This window comes from Streptomyces caniscabiei, from assembly GCF_014930365.1.
Taxonomy (GTDB): Bacteria; Actinomycetota; Actinomycetes; order Streptomycetales; family Streptomycetaceae; genus Streptomyces; species Streptomyces caniscabiei.
Genome location: NZ_JABXWI010000023.1, coordinates 56,120 through 68,302, shown reverse-complemented (window position 1 = coordinate 68,302; position 12,183 = coordinate 56,120). Strand labels below are relative to the sequence as shown.

Here is a 12,183-nt window from a genome sequence, read left to right as displayed (position 1 = left end):
AAGCAGACCCAGACGCTTTCCGCAGGAGGACTTGTTCATGGCTGACCGGCCGCTGACGCTCATGGCAGTGCACGCCCACCCCGACGACGAGGCCACCGGAACCGGAGGGGTCCTCGCGCGGTACGCGGCGGAGGGCATCCGGACGGTTCTCGTGACGTGTACCGACGGCGGTTGCGGCGACGGACCGGGAGGCGTCAAGCCGGGCGAACCGGGGCACGATCCCTCGGCCGTCGCCGCGATGCGCCGTGAAGAACTCCGGGCGAGCTGTGATGTCCTGAAGATCAGCGACCTGGTGACGCTGGACTACGCCGACTCCGGAATGGCGGGCTGGCCGAGCAACGACGCCCCCGACTCCTTCTGGCAGACACCCGTGCAGGAAGGCGCGGCCCGACTCGCGGAACTGATGCGGCACTACCGGCCTGATGTGGTCGTCACCTATGACGAGAACGGCTTCTACGGCCACCCCGACCACATCCAGGCCCACCGCATCACGATGGCGGCGCTGGAGATGACCGCGCTGACGCCCAAGGTGTACTGGACCACGGCACCCCGCTCGATGATGCAGCGGTTCGGCGAGGTCATGCGCGAGTTCCACGAGGACATGCCGGAGCCGGACCCGGCCGAGGCCGCCGCGCTGGCCGAGATCGGCCTCCCCGACGACGAGATCACCACATGGGTGGACACCACCGCGTTCAGCGGTCAGAAGTTCGACGCGTTGGCGGCGCACGCCAGTCAGGGCGAGAACATCTTCTTCCTCAAGATGGGCAAGGAGAGGTTCGGCGAACTGATGGGCATGGAGACCTTCGTACGTGTCCAGGACGCCACCGGCGCGGCCGTACCCGAGAACGACCTCTTCGCCGGTCTGCGCTGATCACCGGGAGACTTCTCGGCGCGGGTACCTCTCGGGCGGCCCGCTTCCTGGCCTTCGGCAGTGGCGTCGGCGGGCGAACCGACGCCGGCCGACGCCCGCCGCGGACGCGGACGCGGACGCGGACGCGACCCACGGTGATCTCGAAACGTCCCTCCCCTGTAGCCTGCCAGCCATGACGCCGGGGATAGGCGCCAGGACCGGGACGGTACACGGCTTCTGGGCGCGCAAGTTGCTCGTGGACGCGGGTGTGGATCCGGACGATCTGCGGCTGGACGTGCGGAAACACGTGGACCGCGGGGTCGCGCTCGCCATGGCCGGGTTCGAGTCCCCGCGCTCCGAGCTGGTCGAGGGCGCGGTCTCCATCGCCTCGGACATTCTGCGGCGATGGCGGACGCCCCGGCCGGAGTTGGTGGCCGGCCTGGTGCGTTGCCTGGAGTCCGATCATATTTATGCGCGAAGCGACGCTGCGATGGTGCTGGCGCGGCTCGTGTCGGCGGACTCCACGCAGGACATCACGTCGGCCGTTCCCGCACTGGTCGTGGCTGCCAACGACTCCAACGACAGGGTTGCCGGACCGGCGGCGCTGGCTCTCGCCCGTCTCGACCGTCCGGAAGCTCTGGACGCGGTACACCGATGGCTGGCGTCGAGCAGCCGACCCCCGTACTTCCAGGTGACCTCACTCGGGCCGGTCCTGCGGCAGCTGGTCGGACATGCCGACGAGTTGCTCCCCGGAATCCGTCGCATGCTCGTCGACTCGGCCGACAACGAAGGGCTACGTCAGGTCCTCGCCGCACTGACCGCATGGGGCCCCGTCGCGAGTGCGACGGTCCCGGAGCTGGTGCCGGCACTCGCCACCCGCAACGCACGATGGGCCTGCGATGCGCTCGGCGGTATCGGCGCGGCGGCGGCACCTGCGGCGGACATCCTCAGCAGCTTCGTCCGCGGCGTCAGGCAGCCCCCGCGTCACGACGGCAGCACCCTGGTGTCGAACGGCGAACGACGATGGCACGGTGCTCAGAACGCCGCGTGGGCGCACTGGCGCATCACCGGTGACGCGCGCGTCTTCCTGACTTTCCTGGAGGACGCGGCATCCCGGGGCTTGGTGAACGCCGACCTCGGCCGGTTGGCGGAACTGGGGCCGCAGGCGACGAGATACGCCGCCGCTGTTCGGCCGTTGCTGCGGTCCCCCGGCCCGTGGACCCGTGTCCAGGCCGCCCATGCCTGGTGGCGGATCACCGGCGACACGGACGCCGCCGTCCCGGTGCTGCTGGCGGCCCTGGAACCTCTGAAGTCGGGTGATGCCGACGAGCCCTGCCGCGCGGCACTCCGGTACGTCGCCCAGATCGGCTCCCCGGCCTCCGCCGCGGCGCCTCTGCTCGAAGCGACGCTGTCGTCCGATCGGTGCTTCCCGGCAGACGTCTACCCTGCGGCTCGCGCGGCGCTGGCCGCCTTCGCGGGCGTGCCGGTTCGGATCGGGCACGGGTGTCCGTAGCCTTGCCGCGTCAGGTGGCAGTGGGCCAGGTCCGCAGCAGAGCGGCGATCTTCCCGGCCGTGCAGGCAGGGTCGAGGAGCAGGTCCTTGAGGGCGACGGCGTCCTCGTGGCCTGGTTTGACCGTGATTCCGGCGGCCTCCAAGTACATGACACCGGACGCGGCGGCGACGGCCATGTTGGAGCGCTCGAGCCAGCGGCACCGGCCGAGCGTGTGCACCAGGGCGGCGGCCTTGGCGTAGGGGCCGTCGTAGACGGGCTGCTCGAACAGCTCGGCCCGGTGGCGGGCCACCGCGGAGACGGGCACGCCATAGTCGTCGGGGGCCGGGTCGTCGGCCCCCGCGGCCTCGGCGACCTGCAGGATCCAGGGGACGTCGATGTGCAGGTCCATCAGGCCGCGTGGGCTCCGCGCACCGTCTGCTGGGTGTCCTCGGCTTCGTCGAAGACCGCCTGGTGCTCGGCGAGGAAACGAGCGGCAGCGTCCACCGCGCGGGCGCGCAGCCCGCTGGTGTCGTCCTGCACCAGCCTGGCGAGGTAGTCCCCGATGCTCAGTCCCAGGTCGGCAGCGCGCTTCCTCGCGAGCTCCGCGACATCCTCGTCCACACGGGCACCCAGTTGCGTCTTGGCCATGCCAGCATGGTAACAGCCGTTACCGGGCCGCGGAGCTGGGCGAGTACGACAGGACGACTACGGCAAGAAGGGGCGCCGCTTGCGTGGCCGAGGGCACCCGCCCCGCACTGAAGCCGACACCCGGTTCGCTTTCATCACCTTTTTCGCCGATATGGGGCATACGGTTACGGCGTCCTCCCGGATGCATCCGGCCTCCGGATCGGGAGATGAGGAGACGTTTCATGTCGGTCCCCCACTGGCTGTTCGGCGACCAGCTCGGGCCGCACTTCCTGACCGGCCGATCCGACACACCCGTGGTGATGATCGAGGCCCGGTCGGTCTTCCGGCGCCGCCGCTTCCACCGGGCGAAGGCGCACCTGGTGCTGTCCGCGATGCGTCACCGCGCCGCCGAACTCGGTGACCGGGTTCGTCACGTCCGCGCCGACACCTACCGTGAGGGGCTGCGTGAGGCGATCGGGAACGGGCCGGTGACGGTACGTCAACCGACGTCGTACGCGGCGCTCCGACTGGTGAAGTCGCTGGACCAGGTGAGGGTGCTGCCCGCCCGCGGTTTCCTCGTCACGCACGACGACTTCCGTGCCTGGGCCGACGGGCACACGGGACAGCGGCTGCGGCAGGAGGACTTCTACCGGTGGGTGCGCCGCTCGCACGACCTGTTGATGGACGGCGACCAGCCGGTGGGCGGCCGGTGGAACCACGACCACGACAACCGTGAGCCCCCGCCGAGGGGAGCGCGCACCCTGGGTGCTCCGCCGCCGTACCGGCCGGAGGAGGACGAGATCGACGACGAGGTGCGCGGTGATCTCGACCGCTGGGAGCGCGAGGGCTCCGTCGCCTTCGTCGGCAGGGACGGCCCCCGGATGTTTCCCGCGTCCCGGCGTGAGGCGCTGGCCGCGCTGCGCCGGTTCGTCGAGCACCGGCTCGCCGGCTTCGGGCCGCATGAGGACGCGATGCTGGCGCGGGACCCGGTGATGAGCCACAGCCTGCTGTCCTCCTCCCTCGACCTCGGCCTGCTGGACCCGGCCGAGTGCGTGGGACGCGCCGAGGACGCCTGGCGGGCGGGTCGCGCCCCGGTCAACAGTGTGGAGGGGTTCGTCCGCCAGGTCGCGGGCTGGCGTGAGTACGTCTGGCAGCTCTACTGGCACTTCGGCGAGGACTACCGCCTCCGCAACGCCCTGCGGCACCACGAACCGCTCCCCGAGTGGTTCCTGGAACTCGACGCGGACGCGGTGGGGGCGCGCTGCCTGGCCACGGCACTGGCCCAGGTGCGGGACACCGGATGGACGCATCACATTCCCCGGCTGATGCTGCTGGGCAGCCACGCCCTGCAACGCGGCTGGGACCCGGCCGCGGTGACGGACTGGTTCCACCGGTGCTTCGTCGACGGCTACGACTGGGTGATGGTCCCCAATGTCGTCGGCATGTCGCAGTACGCCGACGGTGGGCGCATGACGACCAAGCCGTACACCTCCGGCGGCTCCTACGTGAACCGGATGAGCGATCTGTGCGGCGGGTGCGTCTACCGGCCGGGCGAGCGGACCGGTGACCGGGCCTGCCCGTACACCGCCGGGTACTGGGCCTTCCTGCACCGGCACCGGGCCCGGCTGGAGCGCAATCCCCGGATGGCTCAGCCGGTGCGAGGGCTGGACCGGCTCGCGGACCTTGAGGAGCTGCTGCGCCAGGAGAGCCGGCGCGGCGACGGTCCGCCCTGACGACGACACCGGCTCACGGCGAGGCCCGCCCGGACGTCGAGGCTCCCGGTGGCCTGCCGCCACGGGACGCGCCTGCCGCCACGGGACGACGGCCATGCGCGTCAGCGTCGTAGGTCCCGCAGTACCTCGCGCGCCGCCCGTGCCCCGGAGGCCAGTGCGCCCTGGACGGAGCCGGTGGCGCGGTGGTCTCCGCACACGTAGCGGCCCGGTGCCACGCGTGTGGTGCGGGTCAGCGGCTGCGGCGGCGCCATGGCGGGCAACGCGTCCTCGACGGTGCGGACGGTCAGCAGGGTCCAGCCTTCCGTACCGGTGCCGTACGCCTCCCCGAGCGCCGCCCGGATCCTCCGCTCCCGCGCTTCCCGGCCCTCCCGGTCCTCCTCCTCGCGGCCGAGTACCGACGTGGCGACAAGTGCGTGGCCCGGCGGGGCGAACCCTGGCACGACGTCGCTGAGGACGCAGGTGTTCAGGAACCGGCGCCGGGTGTCCACGAGCAGCGTCGGCTCGCCGAGAGGGGAACGCGGAGCCACGTGGTAGTACGTCGTCACGGTCCGGTAGCCGGGCAGGGCGACCTCGGGCAGCAGCACGCCGACGGAGCCGGGGCCGGTGGCGATCACGACCGCGCGTGCGGGGATCTCGCGGCCCCCGGCCGTCAGCACTCCGTAATCCGTGAGCCCCGCCACGGGGCTCTCCAGCCGCACGGCGCCCTGGGGCAGGGCGGCCGCGAGAGCCCGGGGAACCGCTCCGACGCCCTCGGCGGGCAGGCACAGGGTGCCGCGCAGCATGCTCCGCCACACCAGGTGGAACATCCGGGCGGAGGTCTCCAGGTCGTCCTCCAGGAAGACTCCGGACAGGAAAGGACGGAAGAAACTCTCGACGAAGGTCTCGGAGAACCCGGCGTCCGCCAGCGCGGTGCGGGTGGTGGTGTCCGCGACCCGTTTCAGCCGACGGGGGGACGAGAACATGTCACGGGCGGACAGCACGCCGAGGGCGGCCAGGTCACGAGGTCCGGCCAGACGGCCCGGCAGCAGGTCGGGCAGCGCACGGGGGCGGCGAGTGGGGTCGCTGAAGCGGAGTCGGCCCGAGGGGCTGTGGACGAGGACGCCGAGGGTGAAGGGCCGAAGTCTCAGGTCCTTCAGGGTGACGCGGCGCCGGAGCTGGGGGTACGACGTGTTGACCACCTGGAATCCGCGGTCCACCACGAACCCCTCGACCCGGTCCGAACGCATCCGCCCGCCGACGTCGTCTCCGGCCTCCAGCACCCGCACCCCGACACCGGCCGCCACCAGGTCCCGGGCGCACGCGAGTCCGGCCACACCGGCCCCGACCACCAGCACGTCCGTCGCGCCCTCGGTTCCGGACACACGACCACCTCTCCCGACTGTCCCGGCGCGGCCCGCACCGCCCCTCACCCAAGCCTTCCGCGCGTGACCGGCCGGCGGATGCGCCACCCGCCCTCGGACACACCCGCGGCGGAGCTTCTTCGACGTCAGCTCACGGACGCGGACATGGGCCGCTGGAGAACGCGTCAGCCGGCCCGAAGACCGACCGCCAGAGTCAGTTCGAGGACGCGGTGCGGCGACGCGAGATCCGGGAACAGCTCCCGCAGCTGGGACATCCGGTACCGGACGGTCTGGGGGTGGACGAACAGCGCCGCCGCCACCTCGTCCCGCCTGCCCTGATGCAGCAGCCACGCCCGCAGGGTCTCCTCCAGCCGCCGCGCGGTCGCGACAGGCAGAGCCAGCAGCGGTGCGAGGGCTCGGGCACGCAGGTCCGCGTACGCGTCCGTGTCGGCGCTCAGCACCAGCTCGGGCAGGTGGTCCTCGGTGTCGCGGATGTCGGAGGAGAGGGAGCGAGCGCGTACGGCCCGTGCGTACGAGGCGGACGCGCGCGTCCATGGCCGGGCCGGTCCGACCACGGCGGTGCGGTCGGACAGCTGCCGCAACAGATGCGCCCGGTCGGCATCGGGCACGAGGAGCACGCCCAGGGCGTCCGGCAGATCGTCGAGGACGAGCGTGCCCGGGTCGAGCGTGCGGTACGCGGGCCGGGCCTGGGCGGCGGGCAGCAGGACCGCGGTCAGCGAGACCGGAGGCTGCCACCCTGCCCGTTGCACGGAGGCCTGGAGCACGTCCGGGCTCGCGCCGGCGAGAAGATCACGGACCAGTTGTTCCAGGTGGCGCTCATGAACCCGGCCCCGGGCGGCCAGTTCGTCGGCGTGGCCGGCGGCGCTCGCGGCGGAGAGCTCGTCGATGTAGGCGAAGGTCAGCTCGGCGAACTTGGCGACCTCGGCGGCGGGCAGTCCCGCCGGTACGGCACCTGCGGCCAGGCCTCGCCAGGCCACGCGGGCGCCGACGCGGTAGGCACTGAGCAGGGCGTCCATCGAACGGCCGTCGCGCACCTCGCCGCGGCCCAGCTCGTAGGCCGCGTCACCGGCGTCGCCGCCCGTGGCGTTCCCGCTCGCCACGTCGAGATAGTGGCCCAGGGCGGTGCGGACGGCTCGGCGGATGGTGCCGCCCATGCGGCCCGACAGGGCGCCTGCGTAGGGAGGGACCTCGTCGATGATCGCCTGGACGACCTCGTCGGCGGTGGTCCTCAGCGCGGCCCGAAGCGCGGTGACCGTCGTCTCATCCAGGGCCAGTTCGGTGGCCCTCCGGATTACATGGCTCATTTTTTGTTCCCTGCGAACAATTCAGCCGATCAGATTCACGTCCTGCGGACAGGACTTTACGCCCTGAGGCGCATCAAGCTGGAGTCATGACGAGTGCAGCCCTCCGCGGCAGGGCCTGGAAACTGCTGGAGATGGTCACGACGCCCTTGCTGCCGTCGGACTACCTCGACCTGGTCAGCCCGCTGCGCGCGGGCGCCGATCTGCGGGGGCGCATCGAGGCCGTGCAGCCCGAGACGCCGGACGCCGCCACCATCGTGATCAGACCGGGACGGGGCTGGCGCGGCCACACCGCCGGTCAGTACGTGCGGATCGGGGTCGACGTCGACGGGGTGCGCCTGTGGCGCGCCTACTCGCTCACCTCGCCGACGCACCGCGGGGACGGTCGCATCGCGATCACCGTGAAGGCGATCCCGGACGGCAAGGTCAGCAACCACCTGGTCCGCAGGGCGAAGCCGGGCACGCTGATCCAGCTCGACCAGGCGACCGGTGACTTCGTGCTGCCGCGGGCCAAGCCCGCCAAGGTGCTCTACCTGACGGCCGGCAGCGGCATCACGCCCGTGATGGGCATGCTGCGCGACACCGAGTTCGACGACGCCGTCATGGTCCACTCCGCGCCCCGGCCGCACGACGTGATCTTCCGCGACGATCTGCATGCCCTGGTCGCGGACGAGAAGCTGCGCCTCACCGAGCTGCACACCGACACGGACGGCATGCTCGACATCGCCCGTCTCGACGAACTCGTGCCCGACTGGGCCGAGCGGGAGACCTGGGCCTGCGGGCCCGCGGGCCTGCTCGACGCCGCCGAGAAGCACTGGGCCGAGCACGGCGTCCCGGAGCGCCTGCACACCGAACGCTTCCGCCCCACCGTCGTCGCCACCGGCGACGGTGGCGAGGTCACGTTCAGCACCACCGGCAAGACCGTCGACGCGGACGGCGCCACGCCGTTGCTGGACGTCGGCGAGGAGGCCGGCGTGCTCATGCCGTCCGGGTGCCGCATGGGCATCTGCTTCGGCTGCGTCACGCCGCTCAAGGCGGGCGCCGTCCGCGACCTGCGCACCGGCGAGATCACCGAGGCCGAGCCGGGCGTCCTCATCCAGACCTGTGTGTCCGCCGCGGCGGGCCCCTGCGACATCGAACGGTAGGAGCACCTTGACCGCCATCGACCCCACCGCCCACCTGACCGCGGAGCAGATCGAGGAGCTCGGGCGCGAGCTGGACGCGATCCGCGACGACGTGATCGCCGACCGTGGCGAGAAGGACGCCGCCTACATCCGCAAGGTCATCTCGGCGCAGCGCAAGCTGGAGCTGGTCAGCCGGGGCGTACTGCTGTTCTCGTTCTTCCCGCCCGCGTGGATCATCGGCACCGCCGGCCTGTCCGTGGCGAAGATCATGGACAACATGGAGATCGGCCACAACATCCTGCACGGCCAGTGGGACTGGATGCGGGACCCGAAGATCCACTCCACCACGTGGGAATGGGATCATGTCTCGCCGGCCGACCAGTGGAAGCACTCGCACAACGAGCTGCACCACACGTACACCAATGTGATCGGCAAGGACAACGACCTCGGCTACGGCATCATGCGCGTCGACGAGGACCAGAGGTGGCACCCGTTCCACCTCGGCCAGCCGCTGTGGAACCTCATCAACGCCTGCTTCTTCGAGTACGGCATCGCCGCGTACGACCTGGAACTCGGCAAGAACCTGCACAAGCGCCGCCGCAACAACCCGGAGTTCCGCGCGCGGGCCAGGGCCGTGGGCCGCAAGATCCGCAAGCAGGTGCTCAAGGACTACGTGATCCACCCGCTGCTGTCGGGCCCGTCGTTCCTCACCACGCTCGCCGCCACGTTCACCGCGAACCTGGTCCGCAACATCTGGACCCACTCGGTGATCATGTGCGGGCACTTCCCCGAGGGCGTGCAGGTCTTCGAGCGCCGGTCGATCAAGGGCGAGACGCGCGGCCAGTGGTACCTGCGTCAGATGATGGGCTCGGCGAACATCAGCGGCAGCAAGGCCATGCACTTCATGACCGGCAACCTGTCGCACCAGATCGAACACCACCTCTTCCCGGACCTGCCGAGCAACCGGTACGCCGAGGTCGCGGTGAAGGTGCGTGCGCTGTTCGATAAGTACGAGCTGGAGTACGTCACCGGGCCGCTGCCCAAGCAGGTGTTCTCCGCGTGGCGCAAGGTCATCCGGCTGTCGCTGCCGAACAAGAAGCCCAAGGTCAAGACGCCGGACCGCGAGCAGGAACTCGTCGCGGCCTGATTTCCGGCACGGGTGCGGACCCGTCGGAAGCACTTGAGGAGAGAACCGTCCCGCGAGGCCGTACATGACGTCCCCGCGGGGCGGACGCCGTCGCCGCACGACGACCCCGGTGCCGACCGACAGCGGCATCGTCGGGCGAGGGCGGCAGTCACGGCAGGCCGCGACATCGCGGTGGTGTCCGCTCCAGGGCGTCGGCCGTCGAGCGGCCGTACCGGCACGTACCCGGCCGCCCGGCAAGGCCCTTGATCACTCCCGCCCGGCAGCCCTCTACCGTGGGCACCGTGGAACTCCTGCATCTGCGTTACTTCGTCGCTGTCGCCCAGGAACTGAACTTCTCCACCGCGGCCCGCAAGCTGCACATGGCGGCCTCCCCCCTCAGCAGACGGATCAAGGATCTCGAGAACGAACTCGGGCACCGTCTCTTCGACCGCAGCACCCACCACGTGGCCCTCACGCCGGCCGGTGACGCGCTGCTGCCGATCGCGCGCGGTGTGCTGGAGCAGGTGGACTCCATCCGCTGGCGGCTGGACGAGACAGCACGGCCGCAGCGGACCACCCTGCTGGTCGGGGTGCCCACCGGCATCCACCCAGATCTGCGGGAGCGGATGGACGCCCTGGCCGAGCGCCTCGGCGACCGGTACGAGATCAAGCGCTGGCCGGGCGGCAACGACCGTCTCGTCGACGCGGTCTGCGACGGCAGGCTCGCGCTGACCCTGGCACGCCTCCCCGCCGGCGGTGACCCGGCGCTGGAGCTGCTGCCGGTGATGTCCGAGCGGCTCGGAGCGGTCGTCCCCCGTGACCGGTTCGCCGGGCGGGAATCCGTCGCCCTGACCGAGCTGGCCGACCTCTCCTACGTGGTCTCCCCCGCAGGAGTGACCACGGCGTACTTTCGCGGACTCGATCAGCAACTGTCCGAGCTGGGCATCAAGAAGCGCATCGAGATCAGCAGCACCACATTCGACGGAATTTCCGAGATAGTGTCCAGTGGGCTCGCTTTCTCTATTTCCATGCTGGACGACAGGAGTCCGGTCAGGAATTTCCATCTGGACAATGTGGCGATCCTGCCGATCACCGATTTCCATCCGCGCCTGGAGACCGGTCTGCTCTGGCGCAAGGATCGAGGAGAGAGCGGCGACCTGCAAGAAGTCGTACACACGGTCCGCGAGGTGTTCGCCGAGCCTCTCCATTCATAAACTCCACCCATTCCCCGAGAAAGACGGTATGACCGCTGCGGTCATACCGTCTTTCGTCTATCGGTCACTCCCTCAGCTTCATTTCCGACGCCTTCCGAAGTAACTTAGTTGGCAGATACACGGACATCGTGACGAAGCAAGGAGTGAGAGAAAGCCATGACGGACCTCGCAGACACCGTCACCTTCACCGGCCCCTTGGCGGGCACCCGCGTGATCGACCTGTCGACCGTGGTGATGGGTCCCTACGCCGCCCAGATCCTCGGGGACCTCGGCGCCGACGTGATCAAGATCGAGTCGCCCGCCGACACCGTCCGCGTCGGCGACTACCGCACCACGCCGGGCATGACCCCGCTGAACCTCAACGTCAACCGCAACAAGCGCAGCGTCTCCCTCAACCTCAAGGACGACGCCGACCGCGAGCGGGCGCTCGAACTGATCGACACGGCGGACGTGCTGATCACCAACATGCGCCCCGGCGCGCTGCACCGCCTCGGCCTGTCCTACGACGACATCGCCGCCCGCAATCCCGCACTCGTCTACGCGCACGCCCAGGGCTTCCGCAGCGACTCGGACCGCGCCGGCAACGCCGCCTACGACGAGAGCGTGCAGGCCGCGTCCGGCCTGGTCGACATCGCCGACCGGGCGTTGGGCGAGCCCGTCTACCTGCCGACGATCATCGGCGACAAGGTCTCCTCGCTGACCATCGCCTACAGCGTGCTCGCCGCTCTGCTGCACCGCGACAGGACCGGTCAGGGGCAGCTCGTCGAGATCCCGATGACCGACACCATGATCGCGTTCAACATGGTCGAGCATCTCGCGGGCCACACCCATGTGCCCGAGACGGGCCCCACCGGCTTCCGTCTGTCGATGCTCAAGGGGCACCGGGCGGTGCGCACCAAGGACGGCCTCGCCTGCGTCATCCCCTACAACCCGCGCAACTACCGGGACTTCTTCACCGCCGCCGGACGCCCGGACCTCGCCGAGGACCCGCGCGTGGGCGGGGAGGCCATCGACGGCGCCGACCAGGAGGATCTGGCCCAGCTGGTCGCCATGTGCGCCCCGGAACTCACCACCGAGGAGTGGGCCGAGGTGTGCGCCAAGCACAGCATCCCCATGGCTCCGGTGCTGGAGCTGGACCGCGCGCACGAGGACCCGTACGTCCAGGACGGCCATCTCCTCGACACCGTCGAGCACCCCACCGAGGGCACGGTCCGCACCATCGGCATCCCGGTGCGGTTCTCCGCCACCCCCGGCTCGATCCGCCGCCTGGCCCCGGTCGCGGGCCAGGACACCGAGGACGTCCTCGCCGAACTCGCCGCCACCACCCGCTGACCGGACAGGTAGACCTCCATGAA

Annotated in this window: 11 protein-coding genes; 7 read left to right on the top strand and 4 right to left on the bottom strand. The window is 70.5% G+C overall.

All coding sequences use genetic code 11. The features are described from left to right. Window positions 1–37: 37 nt before the first annotated feature. Window positions 38–871, top strand: a complete 834-nt coding sequence (locus tag HW837_RS41255) for a PIG-L family deacetylase (RefSeq protein ID WP_045562172.1) — start codon at window positions 38–40, stop codon at window positions 869–871. 172 nt (window positions 872–1,043) lie between these two features. Beyond that, window positions 1,044–2,363, top strand: a complete 1,320-nt coding sequence (locus tag HW837_RS41250; protein WP_193382712.1) for a HEAT repeat domain-containing protein — start codon at window positions 1,044–1,046, stop codon at window positions 2,361–2,363. A gap of 10 nt (window positions 2,364–2,373) precedes the next feature. On the opposite strand, the gene HW837_RS41245 is transcribed toward HW837_RS41250, so the two are convergent. Both HW837_RS41245 and HW837_RS41240 read right to left on the bottom strand, forming a co-directional pair. Then, window positions 2,374–2,751 carry a hypothetical protein gene (locus HW837_RS41245; protein WP_045562174.1) on the bottom strand — a complete coding sequence of 126 codons (378 nt, stop codon included), beginning with the start codon at window positions 2,749–2,751 and terminating at the stop codon, window positions 2,374–2,376. Further along, window positions 2,751–2,990, bottom strand: a complete 240-nt coding sequence (locus HW837_RS41240) for a hypothetical protein (RefSeq protein WP_045562175.1) — start codon at window positions 2,988–2,990, stop codon at window positions 2,751–2,753. The genes HW837_RS41245 and HW837_RS41240 overlap by 1 nt, the downstream gene beginning before the upstream one ends. A gap of 221 nt (window positions 2,991–3,211) precedes the next feature. On the opposite strand from HW837_RS41240, the gene HW837_RS41235 reads away from it, so the two are divergent. Then, entirely contained in the window at window positions 3,212–4,702 is a 1,491-nt protein-coding gene (locus HW837_RS41235) for a cryptochrome/photolyase family protein (RefSeq protein ID WP_193382713.1), read from the top strand. Window positions 4,703–4,803: 101 nt separating this feature from the next. Here the strand turns inward: HW837_RS41235 and HW837_RS41230 are convergent, their stop codons facing one another. Both HW837_RS41230 and HW837_RS41225 read right to left on the bottom strand, forming a co-directional pair. Then, window positions 4,804–6,063, bottom strand: coding sequence for an NAD(P)/FAD-dependent oxidoreductase (locus HW837_RS41230; protein ID WP_193382714.1), 1,260 nt, complete (start codon window positions 6,061–6,063; stop codon window positions 4,804–4,806). A 164-nt stretch (window positions 6,064–6,227) separates the two neighbouring features. Further along, window positions 6,228–7,367 carry a PucR family transcriptional regulator gene (locus HW837_RS41225; protein WP_060888290.1) on the bottom strand — a complete coding sequence of 380 codons (1,140 nt, stop codon included), beginning with the start codon at window positions 7,365–7,367 and terminating at the stop codon, window positions 6,228–6,230. 86 nt (window positions 7,368–7,453) lie between these two features. On the opposite strand from HW837_RS41225, the gene HW837_RS41220 reads away from it, so the two are divergent. The 4 genes from HW837_RS41220 (at window position 7,454) to HW837_RS41205 (ending at window position 12,160) form a co-directional block, all read left to right on the top strand. After that, entirely contained in the window at window positions 7,454–8,509 is a 1,056-nt protein-coding gene (locus tag HW837_RS41220; RefSeq protein WP_045562179.1) for a ferredoxin reductase, read from the top strand. 7 nt (window positions 8,510–8,516) lie between these two features. Next, window positions 8,517–9,635, top strand: a complete 1,119-nt coding sequence (locus HW837_RS41215; protein WP_193382715.1) for a fatty acid desaturase family protein — start codon at window positions 8,517–8,519, stop codon at window positions 9,633–9,635. A gap of 281 nt (window positions 9,636–9,916) precedes the next feature. Next, the gene (locus HW837_RS41210; RefSeq protein WP_045562235.1) at window positions 9,917–10,828 is read left to right on the top strand and encodes a LysR family transcriptional regulator; all 912 of its coding nucleotides are present in this window, start codon (window positions 9,917–9,919) and stop codon (window positions 10,826–10,828) included. 156 nt (window positions 10,829–10,984) lie between these two features. Continuing rightward, on the top strand, window positions 10,985–12,160 hold the full coding sequence (locus HW837_RS41205; RefSeq protein WP_045562181.1) for a CaiB/BaiF CoA transferase family protein: 1,176 nt from the start codon (window positions 10,985–10,987) through the stop codon (window positions 12,158–12,160). The last annotated feature ends 23 nt before the right edge of the window (window positions 12,161–12,183 follow it).